This window comes from Streptomyces sp. NPDC001508 (genome assembly GCF_040298665.1).
Lineage (GTDB): Bacteria > Actinomycetota > Actinomycetes > Streptomycetales > Streptomycetaceae > Streptomyces.
In genome coordinates, this window is record NZ_JBEPAP010000001.1 from 218865 (window position 1) to 239240 (window position 20376).

The following is a 20376-nucleotide window of genomic DNA, read 5'->3' on the forward strand; positions in this document are numbered from 1 at the left end:
GGCTCGGACTCGGATCAGTCGGAGGCGGGCAGCGCCTTGGGCGCCTTGACGGTCAGTGGTTCGCCTGCGTAGGCGAGAGGGCCGGAGCCGGACGCGGTGCACAGGAGTTCGATGGTGTCGGCGGCGTCGACGTACCGTTTGCCGATGAGGGTGCCCGACGGGTCGCCGTCCGGGGCCGGGGCGGGGGCCTGGGCCGCGGGGACCATCGGGCTGCCGCCGCACTCGATCGGTCCTGCCGCCTGCTGCGGGGCGCGGATGACGATCACGCGTGTCGTGTCGGTGGCCGAGGCCAGCTGGTCACCGGGGCGCGGGGTCGGTGCGGGGGACACCATGGTGCTGGTCTCCTTCCGTGAGCGGGGTCGTCGGGGGCGTTGTGGTCAGCCGCTCCCCCAGCAGTTCCAGGTCGAAGGAGCGGCGGGCCAGCCAGAAGCGCAGGAAGCCGGTGAGCGAGTAGCGCAGGAAGAGGGCCGCCCCCACCACGGCGGCGGCGATGCCGCCCAGGCCGGCGGCGAGGGCGTCGCCCTGGGCGAGCGAGTCGTCCGTGCCGTGCGCGAGGGGGAAGGCGATCGCGCCGAGCACGAGTCCTACGGCCATCAGCAGTTGGCCGATGCGGAGCCACAGCGCGGCGCGCGCGAGCGCGGGATCCGGGATCTTCAGCTCGGCCAGTTCGCGGGCGAACCGCTTCGCGCGTGGCTCCGGGGCGGGACTGGACGTCATGGGGCGCTCCCCAGGTAGTAGGAGGAGAGTTCGGCGTGCAGAGAGCTGTCGGGGTGTCCCTGCCAGGGGACGCGACCGCGGACGAGGACGGCGGCGTGGTCGGCGATCTTCAGTACGGCGGTGGCGAACTGCTCGACGACCAGGACCGCGACGCCCTCGCGGGCGATGTCCGCGACCCGCTCGTACAGGTCCGCCACGACCAGCGGGGCCAGGCCCATGGAGAGTTCGTCGAGCAGCAGGACGGCGGGTTCGGTGGTGAGTCCGCGGGCGAGGGCGAGCATCTGCTGCTCGCCGCCGGAGAGGGTGCCGGCGGGCTGCGCGCGCCGGTCGGCGAGAACGGGGAAGCGGGTGTAGGCGGTGTCCTCGATCTCTGCCCGGGTGCGACCGGTGAAGGTCATCATCCAGAGGTTGTCCCGCACCGAGAGGTTGGGAAAGACTCCCCGTCCCTCGGGGATGAGGCACACCCCGGCGCGGGCGAGGTCCCCGGCGCGGGCGCCGGCGACGTCCCGGCCGCCGAGGAGGAGCCGGCCGCCGCTGGGCGGGTGGACTCCGGCGGCGACCTTCAACGTCGTGGTCTTGCCCGCGCCGTTGGGGCCCAGCAGGGCCACGACCCGGCCGGCGTCGACGGCCAGGTCCACGCCGTGCAGCACGGTGATGCCGTCGTACGCGGCGCGTACACCGCTCAGTTCGAGGAGCGGTTCTCCGCCGGCGCCCATGGTCATTCCTCCCCCAGGTAGGCCGCGAGCACGGTCTCGTCGTGGCGGATCAGCTCGGGCGGGCCGCTGGCGACGACGGTGCCCAGGGCGAGGACGTGGACCTGGTCGCAGACGGTCATCACCAGGCTCATGTCGTGTTCGACGAGGAGGACGGCGGTGCCCTCGTCGGCGAGGGAGCGCAGCAGTCCGGCGAAGCGCGCGGTCTCCTCCGCGTCCTGCCCGGCGGCGGGTTCGTCCAGGAGGAGGACCCTCGGTTCCAGGACGAGCGCGCGGGCGACCTCCACGAGCCGTGCCGCGCCGGTGGGCAGGGTGTCGGCGGGCGCGTCGGCCAGGTCGGTCAGATCCAGGCGGGCCAGTGTTCGGTCGGTGGTGGCGGCCGAGTGCCGTCGCCCCGGGCCGAGTTCGGCGGCGACGAGCAGGTTGTCACGGACGGTGAGGCGGCCGAACAGCTCCAGGTGCTGGAAGGTGCGGGACAGGCCGCGGCGGGCCCGGCGGGCCGGGCCTTCGCGGGTGACGTCGTGGCCGTCGAGCAGGACGCGGCCGGTCCGTGGCCGGCGCAGCCCCGAGACGACGTCGAACAGGGTGCTCTTGCCCGCTCCGTTGGGTCCGATGAGTCCGGTGACGCGGCCGGCCTCCGCGGCCAGGGACACCGTGTCCAGGGCGCGGCGGCCCCCGAAGGACACGCTCACCTCCTCAGCGCGCAGCAGTGGCACGGTTCAGCACCTCCCCGTCCTCGGGCCGCCAGGGACGGCGGACACCCCACCACTCCACCGCGACGTCGCGGTCGGTCGCCCGGCGCGCGGACGCGCGGGCGTTGCACGCGAGGGCGGCGGCGAGGGCCACGACGAGCGCCGGGCCGCCGCTGACCGCGCCGGTGGCGGCGAGCAGCCAGCACAGGGCGAGCACCCCGAGCAGGACGGGCAGCAGGGTCCGTTCGCGGACGAGCCGCTGCCACTCGGCGTGCAGACGGGGCACGACTCCGGCCGGACTGTGGGCGAGGCCCATCCCGGCGAGGGCGATGAGCAGCGCGGACAGATCGTGTGCCCAGGAGCCGGCGTGCGCGAGGAGTTGGGTGGGGACGACGAAGGCGACTCCTGCGAACAGGCCGGTGCCGACGGCGCCGAGGCCCGCCACGACCGCGACGAGGAAGAGCGGCAGTCCGGCGACGAGGTCGAACTGCTCGGCGGTGACGGTCTGGAGCTGCATGCCGTACAGGGCGCCGCCGAGGCCCGCGAGGCCGGCCGACAGCGCGAAAACCGCGATCTTGGCTCCGAGCAGGCGCCCGCCGAGGGTGGCGAAGGCGGCCTCGCTGTCGCGCAGGGCGATCAGCCGGCGGCCGAAGCGTCCCCGGCGCAGCGCGGCCACGGCCAGCGAGGCGAGGGCGAGGAAGACGGCGGCGAGGAGCAGCAGTTGGGTCGGGGAGGTCAGGCGCAGGCCGAACAGGTTCGGGCCCGTGACCGCTACGGAGCCCTGGTCGAACAGGGAGACGCGCACCCCGAGTACGTCGAAGGCGGGGAGGGTGAAGATCCAGCGGTCGAGGATCACGGCGAACGCGGCGGTGCCGAGGGCCAGGTAGATACCGGACAGGCGCAGGGCGGGCACGGCCACGACCGCCCCGACGGCCGCCGCAATCAGCACGGCGGCGGGCAGCGCCCACAGTTCGCCGTGCGCGCCGAGGTGGCCCCACACGACCGCGCCGATCCCGGCGATGGACAGCTGGCACAGCGAGATCTGCCCGGTGTATCCGGCCAGCGGGACGTAGGACAGGGCGATGACGCCCAGGGAGAAGACGGTGCCGTAGGAGATCACCGCGTCCTCGGCAAGGACGGTGACCAGGACCAGCGCGAGGAGCAGGACGCCGCCCGCGAAGACGAGGCTGCCGCGCGCGGTGGGCAGCGGGACACGGACCAGCCGGCGGTCGCGGCCGCGCAGCCGGCGGTGCGGGAAGGCGAGCAGGGCGAGCAGGAGCAGCAGGGCGGGGGCGGCCAGGCGCAGGCCCGGCAGGTAGTCGTTCTGCGGCAGGTAACCGGCAAGGTAGGCCTCAAGCAGGCCGACGACGACCGCGCCGAGGAAGGTGAGGGGGAGGCTGCGCAGCCTGCCGAAGACGGCGGCGGTGTAGGCGCTGACGATGAGCAGGGAGAGCTGCTGGGCGTCGAGCGCGACGGTGGGGGCGATGAGGATGCCGCCGACGGCGGCGAGTTGGATACCGAGGACCCAGGCGAGGCGGCCGGCCCGCAGCGGGTCGGCGCCGGTGAGCCCGGCGAGGGCGCGGTCGTCGACCGAGGCGCGCATCTCCGTGCCGGCCCGGGTGCGGTGGAGCAGTACCCACAGCACCGCGGCGACGGCGACCGCGACCGCCATGGTGACGGCTTGGTGCCAGGTGACGGAGGCGGGGCCCAGGCGGATCGCGGGGCGGTCGGCGAAGAACGGGGACAGCGGCCGGGCGGTGTTGGGATCCCAGACCCATCGGGCCAGGGCGATGCATCCGGTGAGCAGGGCGACCGTCATCACGAGGCGTTCGGCCTCGCCGAGCAACTGGACGGGCCGCATCAGCACGCGTTCCACGCACAGGCCGAAGGCGGGCGCGAGGACGAGCAGCACGGTGGCGAGGGCGAGCGGAACCGGCCATCCCCAGCCGACGGCGAGCTGCCAGTAGGAGAAGGCCGCGAGCATGCCGGCCGCGCCGTGGGCGAAGTTGAAGACACCTGCCGTGGTGTGGGTGAGTACCAGGCCGCTGCCGATCACGGCGTAGATCGCGGCGGTGCTCAGGCCCACCACCGTGAAGGCCAGGAACTGATCCATGTTTGGAAACTAGCTTCTCGCTATTGGAGAATCAACCATTCGTACACGATACTCATCGACGAGAATTCCGTTCTCTCCCGTGCGGACGACGAGAGCGGGCACCGAGGGCGGACGACAAGAGAGGCGGTCCCTTGAGCCCTACCGACGACCTGGTGGAGATCGAGCAGCTCCTCGCCCGTTACGCGGTCGCCATGACCCGCGGTGACGTGGACAGGGTGCTCGGCGTGTTCACCGCTGGCGGCAGCTACAGCGCGTTCGGGGACACCTACCCGCTCGACGAGTTCCCCGCGCTGATCTCCGCGGCTCCCAAGGGCCTGTTCCTCGTGGGCACGCCGATGATCGAACTGGACGGCGACGCGGCCACCGGCACGCAGCCGCTGTGCTTCGTGGAGCACTCCGAGCACGCGCTGCGCATCGGCTACTACAACGACGCCTACGTACGGACGGCCGAGGGGTGGCGGCTGCGCACCCGCGCCATGACCTTCATCCGCCGCAGCGGCGACCACGACTCCGGCCGCCCGCACGCCTTCGAGCGCTCGCGTCCATGAACGTCGCTGACTTCAGGCGGGAGTTGAGCAAATGGCTCGACGCCCATGATCTGTCCCCCGGCGACGAGCACGGTCTCGACGCCCAGGTGGCCCAGCTCGCACGGGTACGCCGGGCGCTGTGGGAGGCAGGATGGATGCGGCACGGCTGGCCGCCCGAGGCCGGCGGACTCGGCGGGCCGAGCGTCCTGCGGGCGGTGCTCGGCGAGGAGGTCGCCTCCCGTGGCCTGGCCGAGCCCGGCATCTGGTCGATGGCCGAGGTCCTGGTGCCCACCCTGATCGACTACGCGCCGCCCGCGCTGGCCGCCGAGATGGTGCCCCGGCTGCTGAGCGGCCGGGAGCAGTGGTGCCAGGGTTTCTCCGAACCCGGCTCGGGCAGTGATCTGGCCTCGCTGTCCACCCGCGCGGTGCGCGACGGGGACGACTGGCTGGTGTCCGGGCAGAAGGTGTGGACGAGTCTCGCCCAGTACGCGGCCCGCTGTGTCCTGCTGGCCCGCACCGGCGATCCGGGCCACGGCGGCATCAGCGCGTTCCTGCTCGACATGGACACCCCCGGCATCCGCGTCCGTCCGCTGCGCACCCTGCACGGCGCCGACGAGTTCGCCGAGGTCTTCCTCGACGACGTACGCGTCCCGGGTGAGCGACTGCTCGGCGCGCCCGGCGACGGCTGGCGGCTGGCCATGGACCTGCTGCCGTACGAGCGGTCCACCTGCTTCTGGCACCGGATCGCCCATCTGCACAGCCGCCTCGACCGGCTGCTGGCCGACGGCTGCGAGCCGGACGCCGACTGCCTCGGCGCCGCCTGGCTCGACCTGCACACCGCGCGCTGCCGGTCGGCGCTCACCCAGCGGACGCTGGCCGAGGCCGGCCGGCTGGGGCCGCAGACATCCGTGGACAAGATCCTCCTCGCCACCGCCGAACAGCGGCTGTACGACACCGCGCGCGACCTGCTGCCCGGGACCGTCGAGCTGACCGGCGCGGGCGCGTGGCGCACCGAATACCTGTACGCGCGTGCGGCGACCGTCTACGGCGGCACCGCGGAGATCCAGCGCAACATCGTCGCCCGCCGTCTGCTGGACCTCGGGAAGGAGTGAGCGCGCGTGGACGCCGACGAGCGCGACCTGCTGGAGCAGGTCCTGCGCAAGACGATGACGGGCGCCTCGGGCACCGCCGTCGACGCCTCGCTCGCCGATCTCGGCTGGACCCAGATGCTGGCCGAGGAGCCCGGCACGGCGATCGCGCTGGTGTTCCGTCTGCTCGGGGAGACGGGAGCGCACGCGTCGGTCCTCAACGACGTGGTCCTGCGGGAGGCGGGGAGCCCGCCCGGCCGGACGCTCGCGTTGCCGTACACCGGCGGTACATGGGTGGAGTGGACCCGGGACGGCAGCGCGGACGGCCGTGTGCTCGACCCCGCACTGCCGCTGCGGCGCGTCGCGGCCGGCGCTCCCGTGCCCCTGGCCGACGGACGCCGGGCGCTCGGCTGGTGGCTGCTCGGGTCCGGGCGGGCGATGCTCGCGCTGGCCCGCCGGCATGTCCTGGACCGGCACCAGTTCGGCCGTCCGCTCGCCTCCTTCCAGGCGCTGCGGCACCGGCTGGCCGAGACGTACGTCGCCCTGGAAGGCGCCGAGGCGGCCCTGACGGCCCCCGGCGACGACGACACCTTGGCCCTGCTGGCCAAGGCCGCCGCCGGCCGGGCCGCCCTCACCGCCGCCCGCCACTGCGGGCAGGCGCTCGGCGGGATCGGCTTCACCGCCGAACACGATCTGCACCGGCACATCAAGCGCGCCCTGGTCCTCGACGGACTGCTCGGCTCCGCCCGCGACCTGACGCGCGAGGCGGGCACGCTGCTGCTGCGCGAGGGCCGGACGCCGCGTCTCGTCGACCTGTGAGGAGAGCCGCGTGACCATCGACCTCTGGAACGACCTGCTCGACTGCCTCGATCTGACGGCCGTGGACGAGCACACCTTCGAGGGCCGCTCCCAACGGCTTGAGTACCGCCGCCTGTTCGGCGGACAGCTCCTGGCCCAGTTCGCCTGCGCGGCCTCCCGGTCCGTGACCGGCAAGGAACTCAAGTCCCTGCACGCCCAGTTCCTGCGCGAGGGCCGCACCGGGGAACCGGTGCGCTACGAGGCCGAGGTTCCACAGCAGGGCCGCACGTTCGCGACCGTACGGCTCACCGCCCGCCAGCAGCACGGGGTGATCGCCGTGGCGAACGCCGGCCTGCACACGTGGGAGGAGGGACCGGACCGCCAGTCGGCCGACCCGCCCGCGGCCCTTCCCGGCCCGGAACGCCGGGTGGACCTCGGTCTGCTGCCGTGGGAGTCCCGGGCGGCCACCGACCTCGACACCGAGAAGGCCGAGCCGGCCGTCCACGAGCTGTGGACCCGTATCCCCGTGGCGCCCCGGACCGCGGCGCCCGCCCTCCTGTCGTACGCCACCGATCTGACAGCGATCGGTACCGCGCTGCGGCCGGTGGCGGGGGTGACCCAGGCGGACGCGGGCACGGTGTTCGTGTCGGCCGTCACCGCGCACACGGTGTGGTTCCACCGGCCGTTCACCACCGGACGGTGGCTGCTGCTGCGCCAGCACAGTCCGCTGGCCGCGCACGGGCGGTGCTTCGGGCGCGGGGACGTACTCACCGAGGAGGGCGAACTGCTCGCGTCCTTCGCCCAGGAGGCGTTGCTGCGGTTCGTCTGAGCACGACCGGGAGCCCGGGCCTGCTGCTGCGGCCCGGGCTCCCGCGGGGGCAGGGTCAGGGCGCGGGCACCTCAAGCACCAGCGCCGAACCCATGCCGCCGCCCGCGCACATGGCGGCGACCCCCACTCCCCCACCCCTGCGGCGCAGTTCGTGGACCAGGGTGACGATCATGCGGGTGCCGGTCGCCGCGACCGGGTGGCCGAGGGAGCAGCCGCTGCCGTTGACGTTCACGGTGTCCGGGTCCAGGCCGAGCCGGCGGACGGCGGCGACGGCCACCGACGCGAAGGCCTCGTTGATCTCGAAGAGGTCGACGTCGGACACGGTCAGTCCGGCCCGGTGCAGGGCCTTGGGGACGGCCTGGACCGGGGTCAGGCCGGTCTCGGCGGGATCGACGGCGACCGAGGCCCAGGACCGCACGGTGGCCAGCGCGGGCAGGCCGAGGCGGTCGTCCGCCACCGCGACCGCGGCCGCCGCGTCGTTCGCCCCGCAGGCGTTGCCCGCGGTGATGGAGAAGCCCTCGATCTCCGGGTGCAGCGGCCCCAGCGCGGCGAGGCGTTCGGCGCTGGTGTCGCGGCGCGGGTGCTCGTCGGCCTCGAAGGGGCCGTACGGGGTGTCGACGGGCACGGTCTCGTCCTTGAAACGTCCTTCGTCCAGCGCACGGACGGCGTTGCGGTGCGAGCGCAGCGCCCAGGCGTCCATCTCCTCGCGGGTGATCCCGGCGCGCACCGCGGTGTTCCAGCCCACGGTGATCGACATGTCGAGGTTGGGCGCGTCGGCGCGATCCGGGTGGGACGGCGGCACCCAAGGGCCGTCGACGCCCTTGAAGGACAGTTTCGGCGCGGTGGAGGCGGAGTTGACGCCGCCGGCCAGCACCAGCCGGTCCATGCCGGCCCGGACCGAGGCGGCGGCGGTCTGCACCGCCGCCAGGCCGGCCGCGCAGTGCCGGTTCAGGGCGAGTCCGGGCACCCGCGGCAGTCCGGCGGTCAACGCGGCGTGCCGGGCAACGACTCCGCCGCCGTAGTGGGACTCGGCGAGGACCACGTCGTCCACGAGGCCGGGGTCGAGTCCGTCCGCGACCGCGGTGACGACGCGATCGGCCAGTTCGTGGGCGGTGGTCTCGCGCAGGCTCCCCTTGAACGCGGTGCCGATGGGGGTGCGCAGGGCGGCCACGAGCACGGCTTCAGGCATCGGCGGTCTCCTCCGGTTCGGCCGGACCGGAGGGCCCGGCCGGTTGGGCCGATTCAGCCGGCTTGGCGGCTTCGGCCGGCTTGGCGGCTTCGGCCGGCTTGGCGGCTTCGGCCGGGTCGGCGGCTTCGGCCGGGTCGGCGGCTTCGGCCGGGTCGGCGGCTTCGGCCGGGTCGGCGGCTTCGGCCGGGTCGGCGGCTTCGGCCGGCTTGGCGGCTTCGGCCGGGTCGGCCAGTTCGGCCAGTTCGGCCAGTTCGGCCAGTTCGGCCACGAGCGTGCGGCGCAAGAGCTTTCCCGTGGGGGTGCGGGGCAGGTCGGGGCGGAAGACGACGGCGTCCGGGGTCTTCGAGGAACGCAGGCGCCGCTGGGCGAAGGCGCGGATCTCGTCCGGGTCCCCGGCGCCGACCAGCACGGCCACCAGCCGCTGCCCCCACTCCGGGTCGGGCAGCCCGAGCACGGCGGCCTCCTCGACGCCCGGGTGCTGGAGCAGGACGTCCTCGATCTCGGCGGGCGCGATGTTCTCGCCGCCCCGGATGATCGTGTCGTCGGCGCGGCCGTCGAGGAACAGATAGCCGTCCTCGTCCAGGCGGCCCCGGTCGCGGGTGGCGAACCATCCGTCCCCGCCGCCGAGGTCACCCGCGCCCTCGTACTCGCCCGAGATCTGCGCGCCGCGCACGAAGACGAGGCCGCTGTCCCCGGAGCCGAGGACCTTGCCGTCCTCGTCACGGATCTCGACCTCGACGCCGGGCAGCGGACGGCCCACCGAGCCCAGCCGCGCGCGCACCGCCGGGTCCTCGGACGCGACGGCCCGCCGGTGGTCGTCGGGGCCGAGCACACAGACGGAGGAGGCGGTCTCGGTCAGCCCGTAGGCGTTGACGAAGCCGGTGTCCGGAAACTGTCGCAGGGCCCGTTCCACCACCCAGAGCGGGCAGCGCGCGCCGCCGTAGGCGAGGTTGCGCAGCGTCGGTACGTCCGCCTGCGCGTCGCCCAGCTCGGCGGTCAGCCGCGCCAGCATGGTCGGTACGACCATGGCGTGGGTGACGCCCTCGCGGCGCACCGTCGCCAGCCAGTCGGCCGGTGCGAAGGTGCTCTGGTAGACGACGCGGCGGCCGGCATACAGGGTGGTGAGCAGGTTCACCAGCCCGGCGACGTGGTACGGCGGAAGCGCCACCAGGCCGGCGTCGCCCGGTTTGGCCGACCCGAAGTCCTGGGTGTTGAAGACATAGGCGAGCAGGTGGCGGTGGCGCAGCAGGGCCGCCTTGGGGGCGGCCGTGGTGCCGCTGGTGTAGAGGACGACCGCGACGGTCTCCTGGTCCTGCGGCGCGGGCCGCCACGCGGCCTCCCCCCTCGCGGTGAGCAGTGCGTCGAGATCGTCCGGGCGGAGCACCACGGCTTGGGGGTGCCGGGCGATCAGCGCGCTCGACTGGTCATCGCCGAGCCGGTAGTTGAGAGGGACGAAAGGGATACCGGCCAGTGCCGCACCGAACAGGGCGACCGGGTAGGCCAAATGGTTCGGCCCCAGGTAGAGGACGGCGGAACGGCCGCGGAAGCGGTCGGCCGCGTGACGCGCGAGGCGCTGGAGTTCGGCCGCGCAGAGCGTACGGCCGCCTTCGGTGACGGCCGGCCGGTCTTGAGCCGAGGCGGCCATTTCCAGGATCACGGCTATGTTCATGAGAATGACATTCTCCTAGACTCAGATCCTTACTCGCAAGAGAGGGGAATGAGGATGCGCATCGATGGTTGCGCGGCCCTGGTGGTGGGCGGCGCCGGCGGACTGGGCGAGGCCACGGTCCGCCGGCTGTGCGCGGCGGGTGCCCGGGTCGTGGTCGCCGACCTCGCCGATGACAGGGGCAAGGCCCTGGAGGCGGAGCTGGGGGTGCGCTACGTCCGCACCGACGCCACCGACGAGGACTCCGTGCTGGCCGCGGTCGCCGAGGCCGAACGGGCGGGCACCTTCCGGATCGCGGTGGACTGCCACGGAGGGCCCGCGAGCGGCGGGCGGCTCGTCGGCAAGGACGGCTCTGCCCTGGCACTGGAAGGTTTCCGCACGACCATCGACATCTATCTGACCGGAGTCTTCAACGTGCTGCGGCTGGCCGCCGCGGCCATCGCCCGCACGGAGCCCGTCGACGGGGACGGCGGACGCGGGGTCGTCGTCACCACCTCGTCCATCGCGGCGTACGAAGGGCAGATCGGCCAACTGCCGTACGCGGCGGCGAAGGGCGGTGTCTCGGCGATGACCCTGGTCGCGGCCCGCGATCTGTCACCGCTCGGCATACGTGTGGTCACCGTCGCCCCGGGAACGGTCCTGACACCGGCGTACGGGAAGGCCGGAGACCAGTTGGAGGCGTACTGGGGCCCCCGGGTGCCGCACCCGCGGCGGATGGGGCGCCCCGAGGAGTACGCCGCGCTGGTGCGTCATCTGTGCGAGAACGACTACCTCAACGGGGAAGTGGTACGGCTGGACGGGGCGTTGCGCTTCCCCCCGAAGTAGCGGCGGGCGGAACCCGGGCCGATCACTGGCACCAGGACCTCGCGATCGGTGCGGCCGTCGTCCCGTCAGACGTGGTCCCCGTGTTCGCCGAGCCGCGGCGGCGGACCATACTCCGGCTCGTATCCGGTGACCCGGAACGGACTGCCGACCATCCGGTAACCGCCCGCCTCCACCACCGCGTCGGGCGCGTCGGCGAGGGCGTCGGGCACGGTGCGTACGGCCGCGGCGGGCACACGCAGGGGCCGCAGCCGGGCCTCCCAGCCTGTCGCCGTGTCCGCGGCGAGTGCCTTCGTCACGGCGGCGACGACCTCGTTGCGACGGGCCGCCCGCTCCGCCATCGTCGTGAAGCCGTCGATGCCCGCCTCGGCGGCGAACGCGCGCCAGAAGCGGTCATGGGTGATGAACAGGGCCAGGTGGCCCTCGGCGGTCGCGAAGAGCTGGGCGGGCACGTAGTAGGGGTGGGCGCCGCCGAGGCGCCGCGGGGCCGTGCCCTCGTTCAGCCAGGCGGAGGCATGGTAGTTGAGCTGCGAGAGCATCACGTCCCGCAGGCAGACGTCGATCTGCCCGCCCCGCCCGGAGACCACCTGCGCCAGCAGGCCCAGCGCGGCGGCGAACCCGGCCGAGTTGTCGGCGGAGGAGTAGCCGGGCAGCTGGGGCGGGCCGTCCGTTTCCCCGGTGAGCGCGGCGATACCGGTGGCGGCCTGCACGACGTAGTCGAAGGCGGGCCGGTCGCCCGCGTCCATGCCCCAGCCGGTCAGGGCCACGCACACCAGTACATCGCGACTTCCAGGACGCGGATCCCCTCCAGCGGCCTCATGCCCGCTCCTCGGGCACGACGACCCGGCCGAACGCCTTGGTCTCCAGGAACTCCTCGAAGCCGGCCCGTCCGCTCTCCCGGCCGATGCCGGACTGCTTGTAGCCGCCGAAGGGCACGTCGGGGGCGAAGTAGTTGCCGCCGTTGATGGAGAAGGTGCCGGTGCGGATGCGCCGGGCGATCCGGATCGCCCGCTCCTCGTCGGCGCCGTGCACCGCGCCGGACAGCCCGTACCTGCTGTTGTTGGCGATGCGGACGGCGTCCTCCTCGTCGTCGTAGGGGATCACGGCGAGCACCGGCCCGAAGACCTCCTCCTGCGCGATCTCGCTGTCCGGGTCGACCTGGGCGAGCAGGGTGGGCGCGTAGAAGAAGCCCGGGTCGATGCGCTCGCCGCCGCGGACCAGGACGGCTTTGTCGGCGACGGCCCGGCGCACCATGCCGTCGACCTTGTCGCGCTGCTCTCCGCTGATGAGCGGGCCCATGTTCGTCCGCGGGTCGGTGGGGTCGCCGACCCGGACGCGGTCAAGGCCGGCCGCGACCGTCTGCACGATCTCGTCGTGCCGGGCGCGCGGTACGAGGAGCCGGGAGGTGAGGGCGCAGCCCTGACCCGAGTGGGAGCAGATGGTGAGCGCGGCGAACAGGGCGGCCTTGGTGATGTCGGCGTCATCCAGAATGATCATGGCCGACTTGCCGCCGAGTTCGAGGAAGACCCGTTTCACCGATCCGGAGGCGGCGGCCATGATGCGCCGGCCGGTGACGGTGGCGCCGGTGAAGGTGACCGCGTCGATGCCGTGGTGGGTGGTGAGCACCGCGCCGACCTCGGGGGTCGAGGAGCTGAGGACGTTGACGACGCCGGGCGGTATGTCGGTGTGCTCGGCGATCAGTTCGCCGAGGGCGAGGGTGGTGAGGGGGGTCTGCGGGGCGCCCTTGAGGACGACGGTGCAGCCGGCGGCGAGCGCCGGGGCGAGCTTGGCCAGGGCGAGCTGGTTGGGGAAGTTGTACGGCAGGATCGCGGCGACGACGCCGGCCGGCTCCTTCTCCACCCAGCGGTGGTGGCGCTGACCGCGGGACTCCGTCTCGCCCAGGTCCTCGGTGAACTCGTAGCTCTCCAGCAGGTCGGCGTAGTACTTCACGAGGCCGATCGGCTCGTCGAGCTGGGGGCCGTGGGTGAGCTGGCGGGGCGCGCCGACCTCGGCGATGGTCAGTTCGCGCAGTTCCTCGCGGTGCTCGTCGAGTGCCTGGTGGAGCCGGCGCAGGCAGCGCAGCCGCAGGTCGCGGTCGGTGGGCCAGTCGGTGGTGTCGAAGGCGCGGCGGGCGGCGACGACGGCCGCCTCGGCGTCCGCGGGCGTCGCCTCGGGCGCGTGTCCGACCAGTTCTCCGGTGGCGGGGTTGTGTGAGGCGAAGGTCGCCTTGGCGGTGACGAGTTTGCCGTCGATCAGCTGGGACCTGGTGGGGATGTTCACAGCCGCACCACCGATCCGCCGTCGACGGCGACGACCTGGCCGGTCACCCAGCTCGCCGCGTCGGAGAGCAGGAACAACAGCAGGCCCGCCGGGTCCGCGGGCTGCCCCATGCGTTTGAGTGCCAGCGACCGCACCAGCGCCTCGCGGACCTGCTCCGGGATGATGTCGCGGGAGCCCTCCGTGTCCGTCGGGCCGGGTGCGATCGCGTTGACGCGGATGCCTCGGTCGCCGAGTTCGGCGGCGAGGGAGGCGGTGAGATGGTTGAGGCCGGCCTTGGCGAGGCCGTAGAAGCCGGTGGCCTGCCAGGCCGCGGTGGACGACTGGTTGACGATGGCCGAGCCCGCCGTCAGATGCGGCAGGACGGCGCGGGTCAGATGCAGTGCGCCGAGCAGGTTCACCTTGAGGAACCGGTCGAGGTAAGCGTAGTCGACGCTGGTGAGGCCCTCGCGGCGCATGCCCTGGAAGATCGCGGCGTTGTTGACCAGGTGGTCGATGCGTCCGAACTCGTGGATCACCGTGCCGGCGAGCGCTTCGGCGGACGCTGGGTCGCCGACGTCGGTCCGCACGAAGAGGGCATCGCCGATCTCCTTGGCGACACGCTGTCCCTGCTGCTCGTTCAGCTCGGCCACGACGACCCGCGCGCCCTCGGCGGCCAGTGCTTTCGCATATCCCTCTCCGATGCCCTGGCCGGCTCCGGTGACGATCGCCACCTTGCCCCTGAACCGCATCCCAGCCTCCCTGCCCGGTTGGTCGGAAACTACATTCTCCATTTCAGCCAATCAAGGACTCAGACAAGAGAACCTGATACTTGCCAGAGCTCGGAGCGGCTGCCGCACCGCACGATCGCCGTGGGTGACGAGGCGGTCGGTCGGTCCTGTCCGTGTAAGGTCCTCAGCCCTGCTTGAGGCGCTGCTTCATGTCGTCCAGCCGGGTCAGGATCGGGAAGCCGTGCACGCTGAGCGCATGACCGTGGCCGGTCTGGTGGATGTCGAAGACGGACTGGAGCGCGGCGTAGAAGCCCTGCACGTCCAGGGTCTGGTTGACGGCCCGCTTGGCCTGGCGCAGCCCGAAGGCCGGCATCCTCGCGATCCGCGCCGCCAGTTCACGGGCCGAGTCGTCCAGCTCGCCGAGCGGGACGACCTTGTTGACCATGCCCGCCTGCTCCGCCTCGCGCGCGGTGAGCGGCCGGCCGGTGAACAGGATCTCCTTGGCCTTGCGCGGGCCCAGCTCCCAGGTGTGCCCGTGGTACTCGACCCCGCCGATGCCCATGTGCACCACCGGGTCGGAGAACTCGGCGTTCTCGGCGGCCACGATCAGGTCGCAAGGCCAGCACAGCATCAGTCCGGCGGCGATGCACTTGCCCTGGACGGCCGCGATGGTGGGCTTGGACACATTGCGCCACTTCAGCGCGTACTCCAGATAGCGACGGGTCTCCGTGTCGTAGATCCACTCCAGGGTGATCTCGCCGGGGCCGGGCCAGCGGTCCTTCAGGTCGTGTCCGGCGGAGAAGTGCCGGCCGTTGGCCCGCAGCACGACCACCCGGACCTCCTCGTCCCCGGCCGCGCGGGTCCAGGCGGCGTCGAGGTCGTCGAGGAGGGCCATGGTCTGGGCGTTGGCGGCCTCGGGACGGTTGAGCGTGATGACGGCGACACCGTCTTCGGCTTCGTACAGGATCTGTGCCATGACCGGCGTCCTAACGCGGTAGGCCGAGAAGGCGCTCGGCGATGATGTTGCGCTGGATCTCGCTGGTGCCGCCGGCGATGGTGCCGGCGAAGCTGCGCGCGTAGCGCTCGAACCAACTGGAGACGAACGGCTCGTGGTTCATGTGGTGCCAGGGGCCGGTGCGCACGGGATGCCGTAGCCCGTCGGCGCCGTGCGCCTCCAGGGCGTGCAGCGAGGCGGTCTGGACGGCTTCGCTGCCGAACAGCTTGAGCACGGAGATCTCGGCCGGGTCCCGGGCCGGGCCGAGCTGCCGGTAGCCGAGCAGCCGCAGCGCCGTCAGATCCATGCGCAGGGTGGCGTACCACTCCTGGTCGCCGCAGACGTCCGCGGCGTCGTCGACCAGGTTCTGCAGGCGTTCGGCGTACGACAGCCACAGCAGGGTGCGTTCGTGGCCGAGGGAGCCGCCCGCCACCCGCCAGCCCTCGCCCAGCGGGCCGACCAGGTTCTCGCGGGGCACGCGTACGTCGGTGAGGAACACCTCGTTGAAGTCGTGGTCGTCCTCGGCGGCGATCGACCCGAAGGGCCGGCACTCGACGCCGTCGGCTGCGGCCGGGATCAGCAGCGCGCTGAGCCCCTGGTGCTTGGGGACGTCCGGGTCGGTGCGCACGAAGGTCAGCAGCACATCGGCGTCGTGGGCGCCGGAGGTCCAGATCTTCTGCCCGTTCACCGTGAAGACGTCCCCGTCGAGGACGGCCCGGGTGCGCAGGGCGGCCAGGTCGGAGCCGGCCTCGGGTTCGCTCATGCCGAGCGCGGCGGTGATCTCGGCGCGCAGGATCGGCACGGCCCAGCGCCGCTTCTGCTCCTCGGTGCCGAAGGTGAGCAGGGAGGCGGCGACGATCCCGAGTCCCTGGGGGTTGAAACTGTGGTAGATCCGGCGGCGGGCCAGCTCCTCCAGGTGGGCGAGTTGCTGGGGCAGCGTGGCGTTCCGGCCGCCGTACTCGGGCGGCCGGCCGGGCAGCAGCCAGCCGGTCTCGAAGAGGGTGCGCTGCCAGCGGCGGGCCCACTCGGGGATGTGGCCGCTGGAGCGGGAGCGTTCGCGGGCCTCCGCCTCGGTGGGCAGTCGGGCGTCGAGGAAGGCGGAGAACTCCGCGCGGAAGGCCTCCACCTCGGGGTCGTCGGCGAGCTTCATGCGGTCAGCAGGGCCTTCCTGTGGGCGGACGCGGTGCCGAGCAGCAGGTCGCAGGCCTGGGCCCGCTTCAGGTGCAGTTGCAGTTCGTTCTCCCAGGTGAAGCCCATCGCGCCGAACGACTGCAGTCCGTGCCGGACGACCAGCCGCTGGCACTCCCCCGCCGCCGCTTTGGCCATGTGCGCGGCCTGGACGCGGCGCGGGTCGTCCTCGGCGATGGTCAGGGCGGCGAAGTGGGTGAGGGCGCGGGCGCGTTCGATCGCCACGTGCATGTCGGCGGCCTTGTGCTTGACGGCCTGGAAGGAGCCGAGCGGCCGGTCGAACTGCGTGCGCTGCTTCACATGCGCGAGAACGAGGTCGAGGATGCGGCGGCAGGCGCCGACCGCGGTGGCCGCGAGACCCGCGAGGGCCAGCTCGGGGACGCCGGCGGTGAGGGGGCCCGCGTCGACGTGCGCCACGTGCAGGTGCGGGTCGAGGACGTCGACGCGCTCGGCGGCAAGGCTCGCCCCGGGGACGACGGTGACGCCGTCGGGGGTGAGCAGCGCGACCTCGTCGGCGCGGTCGGCGTCCAGGACATAGCGGCCGGTGCCGTCGAGGACGGCCGTGCCGCTGCCCTCGGGGAGCCGCCCGGCCAGCGGCGCGAACCAGGTGGCGGTGGCCAGGAACGGGGTCGGGTCGGCCGCGTACCCCAGCTCCTCCAGGATGAGGACCAGCTCCAGCGCAGGCGCCTCCAGCCAGCCGAGCTTCCGGTAGGTCTCCCACTGCCGGTCCGCGGGCTGCGGCCGCATCTTGGCGACCGTCTCGCGCACCGTACGGCGCAGCATCCGCTGCTCCTCGTCGAGTTCGAACTCCACGCACGGCCTCCGCCCTCCCGGTGGCACCTGGCACGGCACCATGCGGGCGAGAATAACATTCTCGGTAACAGCAAGTAAGAGTCTCGATCTGCGTTGAGCATGATTCGGTGAGACAGCGCCGCCGCTTCCCACATATGTGGAGTACCGTTCTTGCATGAGAGCCGTCCCCGCCGAACCGGTCGAGAGGGCACCTGCGGTATCACCGTGACCCGTACCGCCCACCTCACCGTCGACTCCGGTCAGTTGACGACCTCTTTCAGTCTGGCCTTTCATACGTTCCACACATCAGCAGCCGGCAGAGGGGTTCCCCGCCGTGGATTTCGAGCTGACCGAGGACCAGGAGACGATCCGCAAGGCCGTGGCCGGTCTCCTGCGTGACTTCGACGACCAGTACTGGATGGAGAAGGACCGCGACCACGCCTTCCCCGAGGAGTTCTACACCGCCGTCGCGGGCGGCGGCTGGCTCGGCATCACCGTCCCGGAGGCGTACGGCGGCCATGGCCTCGGCATCACCGAGGCCACCCTGCTGCTGGAGGAGGTGGCCCGCTCGGGGGGCGGGATGAACGCCGCCAGCGCCATCCATCTGTCGATCTTCGGCATGCACCCCGTCGTGGTCCACGGCAGCGAGGAGCTGAAGCGCCGTACGCTGCCCCGTATCGCCGACGGCGACCTGCACGTCTGCTTCGGGGTGACCGAGCCCGGCGCCGGCCTGGACACGACGAGCATCACCACCTACGCCCGCCGGGACGGCGACCGCTACATCGTCAGCGGCCGCAAGGTGTGGATCTCCAAGGCGGTGGAGTCGGAGAAGATCCTGCTGCTGACCCGCACGTCCCGGCGCGATGAGGTGGCCAAGCCCACGGACGGCATGACGCTGTTCCTCACCGACCTCGACCGCGACCACGTCGACATCCGTCCGATCCCGAAGATGGGACGCAACGCCGTCACCTCGAACGAGTTGTTCATCGACGAACTGCGCGTCCCCGTCCGGGACCGGGTCGGCGAGGAGGGCCAGGGGTTTCGCTATCTGCTCGACGGTCTCAACCCCGAACGGATGCTGATCGCCGCGGAGGCACTGGGCATCGGCCGGGTGGCACTGGACAGGGCGGTGGCATACGGCCGCGACCGAGAGGTGTTCGGCCGCCCCATCGGCATGAACCAGGGCATCCAGTTCCCCCTCGCCGACTCCCTCGCCCGGCTCGACGCGGCGGAGCTGGTGCTGCGCAAGGCGACCTGGCTGTACGACCACGGCCGCCCGTGCGGGCGGGAGGCGAACACCGCCAAGTACCTGTGCGCGGACGCCGGGTTCACCGCCGCCGACCGTGCCCTGCAGACCCACGGCGGGATGGGCTACTCCGAGGAGTACCCGGTGGCCCGCTTCTTCCGGGAGGCCCGGCTGATGCGGATCGCACCGGTCAGCCAGGAGATGGTCCTGAACTATCTGGGGTCCCACACTCTGGGGCTCCCGCGCAGCTACTGAATCACCGGCTTCCACGACCAGGAGCGAGAATGACCGACCGTACGGGACTGTTCGACCTCACGGGGCGCTCGGCGCTGGTCACCGGCGCCGCCGGCGGGATCGGCTCGGCCGTGGCGGGGGCGCTGGCCCGCGCCGGGGCCGCGGTGCTCGTCACCGACGTGGACGGCGACGCGGCGGCGGCCGCGGCCGGGAAGCTCACCGCCGCCGGGCTCACCGCCGACAGCGCGGCGCTCGATGTGACGGACCGCACCGCCGCCGACCGCGCGGTGTCCCGGGCCGCCGCGCTCGCCGACGGTGTGCTGCACATCCTCGTCAACAACGCCGGGATCACCGCGCCCGCGATGTTCGACAGGCTGGAGGAGGACTCCGTGCGACGGCTGATCGACATCCATGTGATGGGCGCCTTCCACTGCACCCAGGCGGCGCTGCCCCATCTGCCGAGCGACGGGACCGGGAGGGTCATCAACGTCACGTCCTCCGCCGGCCTCACCGGCACCCTCGGCCAGGTGAACTACTCGGCGGCGAAGGCGGGCATCATCGGGCTGACCAAGTCGCTCGCCCGGGAACTGGCGCGCCGGCGCATCCTGGTCAACGCCCTGGCGCCGCTGGCGGCGACCCCGATGACGGAGACCATCCGCACCGATCCCAGGTTCGCGGAGCGCATGCTCGCCCGTATCCCGCTCGGCAGATGGGCCGAACCGGACGAGGTCGCGGGGGCGTTCGTGTTCCTCGCCTCGGACGCCGCCTCGTTCGTCACCGGGCAGGTGCTGCCGGTGGACGGGGGCATGGTCATGTGACGGCTCGACGGGGCCAAGGTCCTGTGACAGCACCCGTCCCGGCTGTGGTGAGCGGTCCGACCGGAAACGGCGACCTACCGGCCCCAGACCCATGAGAATGGTGTTCTCATTTTCCGGCAAGGCCATTGACAATATCGGTCCGGCCCTCCCTACCATCGCCGCATGAGCGACGTGAGCCCCGTCCTGACCGTGGCCGCCGACGGCGACGTCCGCATCGTCACCCTGAACCGGCCCGAACGACTCAACGGTGTATCGGAGGAACTGCACCGCCGGCTGTCCGAGGTGTGGCGGGAGCTGGCCGAGGACCCCAAGGCCCGGGCGGTCGTCCTGACCGGGGCAGGACGGGCGTTCAGCGCCGGCGGCGACTTCGACCACCTGCTCCGCCACCACCACGACCCGGAGCTGCGGGAGCGCTCGATCCGGCGCGACCGGACCATCCAGACGGAGATGATCCGCTTCCCCCTCCCCGTGGTCGCGGCGGTCAACGGACCGGCGGTCGGGCTCGGTTGCAGCCTGGCCCTTGCGTGCGACCTGGTCCTGATGGCCGAGGACGCCTACCTCGCCGACCCGCATGTGCCGGTGGGCCTGGTGGCGGGCGACGGCGGTGTGACCCTGTGGCCGCTGCTGACCAGCCTGCTGCGGGTCAAGGAGTACCTGTTCACCGGCGACCGTATCCCGGCGGCCACCGCCGTCGAGCTGGGGCTGGCCAACCGCGCGGTCCCGGCCGGCCACCTGATGGACGACGCCCTCGCGCTCGCCCACCGGCTGGCCGCCCAGCCCGCGGAGGCGCTGCGGGCCACCAAGGCGGCCCTGGCGGCCGTGGTGGAACAGGTGTCGCGAGGCGGCATGGAGGCCGCCCTGCTGGCCGAGCGGTCCACGATGACCAGCCCTGACCACATCCGAGTCATCAACGAGCTGGCCTCCCGCGCGCACCGCCGCCCGGCCGCATCCGAGGAGAACTGA

General features: G+C 72.6%; 21 protein-coding genes. 8 read left to right on the forward strand and 13 right to left on the reverse strand.

Annotation, left to right across the window (positions count from 1 at the left end):
- Nucleotides 1-14 precede the first annotated feature (14 nt).
- The 5 genes from ABT245_RS00885 to ABT245_RS00905 are packed head-to-tail and all read right to left on the reverse strand — an operon-like array spanning nucleotide 15 to nucleotide 4235.
- Nucleotides 15-332 carry a hypothetical protein gene (locus tag ABT245_RS00885; protein WP_351727345.1) on the reverse strand — a complete coding sequence of 106 codons (318 nt, stop codon included), beginning with the start codon at nucleotides 330-332 and terminating at the stop codon, nucleotides 15-17.
- Nucleotides 298-717 carry a hypothetical protein gene (locus tag ABT245_RS00890; RefSeq protein ID WP_351727347.1) on the reverse strand — a complete coding sequence of 140 codons (420 nt, stop codon included), beginning with the start codon at nucleotides 715-717 and terminating at the stop codon, nucleotides 298-300. The genes ABT245_RS00885 and ABT245_RS00890 overlap by 35 nt, the downstream gene beginning before the upstream one ends.
- Nucleotides 714-1433, reverse strand: coding sequence for an ABC transporter ATP-binding protein (locus ABT245_RS00895; protein ID WP_351727348.1), 720 nt, complete (start codon nucleotides 1431-1433; stop codon nucleotides 714-716). The genes ABT245_RS00890 and ABT245_RS00895 overlap by 4 nt, the downstream gene beginning before the upstream one ends.
- 2 nt (nucleotides 1434-1435) lie before the next feature.
- On the reverse strand, nucleotides 1436-2146 hold the full coding sequence (locus tag ABT245_RS00900) for an ABC transporter ATP-binding protein (RefSeq protein WP_351727350.1): 711 nt from the start codon (nucleotides 2144-2146) through the stop codon (nucleotides 1436-1438).
- Nucleotides 2127-4235: an ABC transporter permease subunit gene (locus ABT245_RS00905; RefSeq protein WP_351727351.1), complete on the reverse strand. Its 2109-nt coding sequence runs from the start codon at nucleotides 4233-4235 to the stop codon at nucleotides 2127-2129. Before ABT245_RS00905 ends, ABT245_RS00900 begins: the two co-directional genes overlap by 20 nt.
- Nucleotides 4236-4366: 131 nt before the next feature.
- Between ABT245_RS00905 and ABT245_RS00910 the strand changes: the two genes are divergently transcribed.
- From ABT245_RS00910 to ABT245_RS00925, 4 genes are read left to right on the forward strand one after another with little or no spacing between them, the layout of a single operon-like run.
- A complete protein-coding gene (locus ABT245_RS00910) occupies nucleotides 4367-4783 on the forward strand; it encodes a nuclear transport factor 2 family protein (protein WP_351727353.1) in 417 nt (138 codons plus the stop codon).
- Nucleotides 4780-5874, forward strand: a complete 1095-nt coding sequence (locus ABT245_RS00915; protein ID WP_351727354.1) for an acyl-CoA dehydrogenase family protein — start codon at nucleotides 4780-4782, stop codon at nucleotides 5872-5874. The genes ABT245_RS00910 and ABT245_RS00915 overlap by 4 nt, the downstream gene beginning before the upstream one ends.
- Nucleotides 5875-5880: 6 nt before the next feature.
- Nucleotides 5881-6669 carry an acyl-CoA dehydrogenase family protein gene (locus tag ABT245_RS00920; RefSeq protein ID WP_351727356.1) on the forward strand — a complete coding sequence of 263 codons (789 nt, stop codon included), beginning with the start codon at nucleotides 5881-5883 and terminating at the stop codon, nucleotides 6667-6669.
- A gap of 10 nt (nucleotides 6670-6679) precedes the next feature.
- Nucleotides 6680-7477, forward strand: coding sequence for an acyl-CoA thioesterase (locus ABT245_RS00925; protein WP_351727357.1), 798 nt, complete (start codon nucleotides 6680-6682; stop codon nucleotides 7475-7477).
- A 55-nt stretch (nucleotides 7478-7532) separates the two neighbouring features.
- On the opposite strand, the gene ABT245_RS00930 is transcribed toward ABT245_RS00925, so the two are convergent.
- Both ABT245_RS00930 and ABT245_RS00935 read right to left on the reverse strand, forming a co-directional pair.
- Nucleotides 7533-8666: a thiolase family protein gene (locus ABT245_RS00930; protein ID WP_351727358.1), complete on the reverse strand. Its 1134-nt coding sequence runs from the start codon at nucleotides 8664-8666 to the stop codon at nucleotides 7533-7535.
- Nucleotides 8659-10335, reverse strand: coding sequence for a class I adenylate-forming enzyme family protein (locus ABT245_RS00935; RefSeq protein WP_351727360.1), 1677 nt, complete (start codon nucleotides 10333-10335; stop codon nucleotides 8659-8661). Before ABT245_RS00935 ends, ABT245_RS00930 begins: the two co-directional genes overlap by 8 nt.
- Nucleotides 10336-10389: 54 nt before the next feature.
- Here ABT245_RS00935 and ABT245_RS00940 point away from each other — a divergent pair, with 54 nt between their 5' ends.
- Complete coding sequence (locus ABT245_RS00940) at nucleotides 10390-11157, forward strand: SDR family oxidoreductase (RefSeq protein WP_351727361.1); 768 nt, start codon at nucleotides 10390-10392, stop codon at nucleotides 11155-11157.
- A gap of 65 nt (nucleotides 11158-11222) precedes the next feature.
- On the opposite strand, the gene ABT245_RS00945 is transcribed toward ABT245_RS00940, so the two are convergent.
- The 6 genes from ABT245_RS00945 to ABT245_RS00970 all read right to left on the reverse strand — a co-directional run bounded on the left by ABT245_RS00945 (nucleotide 11223) and on the right by ABT245_RS00970 (nucleotide 17136).
- Entirely contained in the window at nucleotides 11223-11921 is a 699-nt protein-coding gene (locus ABT245_RS00945) for a CoA transferase (RefSeq protein ID WP_351727362.1), read from the reverse strand.
- Between the two features lie 49 nt (nucleotides 11922-11970).
- Nucleotides 11971-13434 (reverse strand): aldehyde dehydrogenase family protein, encoded by a 1464-nt coding sequence (locus ABT245_RS00950; RefSeq protein ID WP_351727363.1) that lies wholly within the window; start codon nucleotides 13432-13434, stop codon nucleotides 11971-11973.
- The gene (locus ABT245_RS00955) at nucleotides 13431-14162 is read right to left on the reverse strand and encodes an SDR family oxidoreductase (protein WP_351727364.1); all 732 of its coding nucleotides are present in this window, start codon (nucleotides 14160-14162) and stop codon (nucleotides 13431-13433) included. Before ABT245_RS00955 ends, ABT245_RS00950 begins: the two co-directional genes overlap by 4 nt.
- A gap of 163 nt (nucleotides 14163-14325) precedes the next feature.
- Entirely contained in the window at nucleotides 14326-15117 is a 792-nt protein-coding gene (locus ABT245_RS00960; RefSeq protein ID WP_351727365.1) for an enoyl-CoA hydratase, read from the reverse strand.
- Between the two features lie 10 nt (nucleotides 15118-15127).
- Nucleotides 15128-16285: an acyl-CoA dehydrogenase family protein gene (locus tag ABT245_RS00965; RefSeq protein ID WP_351727367.1), complete on the reverse strand. Its 1158-nt coding sequence runs from the start codon at nucleotides 16283-16285 to the stop codon at nucleotides 15128-15130.
- Entirely contained in the window at nucleotides 16282-17136 is an 855-nt protein-coding gene (locus tag ABT245_RS00970) for an acyl-CoA dehydrogenase family protein (protein ID WP_351727369.1), read from the reverse strand. Before ABT245_RS00970 ends, ABT245_RS00965 begins: the two co-directional genes overlap by 4 nt.
- A 313-nt stretch (nucleotides 17137-17449) precedes the next feature.
- Between ABT245_RS00970 and ABT245_RS00975 the strand changes: the two genes are divergently transcribed.
- The 3 genes from ABT245_RS00975 to ABT245_RS00985 all read left to right on the forward strand — a co-directional run bounded on the left by ABT245_RS00975 (nucleotide 17450) and on the right by ABT245_RS00985 (nucleotide 20376).
- Entirely contained in the window at nucleotides 17450-18616 is a 1167-nt protein-coding gene (locus ABT245_RS00975) for an acyl-CoA dehydrogenase family protein (RefSeq protein ID WP_351727370.1), read from the forward strand.
- A 29-nt stretch (nucleotides 18617-18645) separates the two neighbouring features.
- The gene (locus ABT245_RS00980) at nucleotides 18646-19413 is read left to right on the forward strand and encodes an SDR family oxidoreductase (protein ID WP_351727372.1); all 768 of its coding nucleotides are present in this window, start codon (nucleotides 18646-18648) and stop codon (nucleotides 19411-19413) included.
- A 162-nt stretch (nucleotides 19414-19575) separates the two neighbouring features.
- A complete protein-coding gene (locus ABT245_RS00985) occupies nucleotides 19576-20376 on the forward strand; it encodes an enoyl-CoA hydratase/isomerase family protein (protein ID WP_351727373.1) in 801 nt (266 codons plus the stop codon).

Excerpts from the sequence above, each read along its gene's own strand:
- ABT245_RS00885 (WP_351727345.1), bottom strand. The coding sequence starts at position 332 with ATGGTGTCCCCCGCACCGACCCCGCGCCCCGGTGACCAGCTGGCCTCG.
- ABT245_RS00890 (WP_351727347.1), bottom strand. The coding sequence starts at position 717 with ATGACGTCCAGTCCCGCCCCGGAGCCACGCGCGAAGCGGTTCGCCCGC.
- ABT245_RS00895 (WP_351727348.1), bottom strand. The coding sequence starts at position 1,433 with ATGGGCGCCGGCGGAGAACCGCTCCTCGAACTGAGCGGTGTACGCGCC.
- ABT245_RS00905 (WP_351727351.1), bottom strand. The coding sequence starts at position 4,235 with ATGGATCAGTTCCTGGCCTTCACGGTGGTGGGCCTGAGCACCGCCGCG.
- ABT245_RS00915 (WP_351727354.1), top strand. The coding sequence starts at position 4,780 with ATGAACGTCGCTGACTTCAGGCGGGAGTTGAGCAAATGGCTCGACGCC.
- ABT245_RS00930 (WP_351727358.1), bottom strand. The coding sequence starts at position 8,666 with ATGCCTGAAGCCGTGCTCGTGGCCGCCCTGCGCACCCCCATCGGCACC.
- ABT245_RS00935 (WP_351727360.1), bottom strand. The coding sequence starts at position 10,335 with ATGAACATAGCCGTGATCCTGGAAATGGCCGCCTCGGCTCAAGACCGG.
- ABT245_RS00940 (WP_351727361.1), top strand. The coding sequence starts at position 10,390 with ATGCGCATCGATGGTTGCGCGGCCCTGGTGGTGGGCGGCGCCGGCGGA.
- ABT245_RS00955 (WP_351727364.1), bottom strand. The coding sequence starts at position 14,162 with ATGCGGTTCAGGGGCAAGGTGGCGATCGTCACCGGAGCCGGCCAGGGC.
- ABT245_RS00960 (WP_351727365.1), bottom strand. The coding sequence starts at position 15,117 with ATGGCACAGATCCTGTACGAAGCCGAAGACGGTGTCGCCGTCATCACG.
- ABT245_RS00965 (WP_351727367.1), bottom strand. The coding sequence starts at position 16,285 with ATGAAGCTCGCCGACGACCCCGAGGTGGAGGCCTTCCGCGCGGAGTTC.
- ABT245_RS00980 (WP_351727372.1), top strand. The coding sequence starts at position 18,646 with ATGACCGACCGTACGGGACTGTTCGACCTCACGGGGCGCTCGGCGCTG.
- ABT245_RS00985 (WP_351727373.1), top strand. The coding sequence starts at position 19,576 with ATGAGCGACGTGAGCCCCGTCCTGACCGTGGCCGCCGACGGCGACGTC.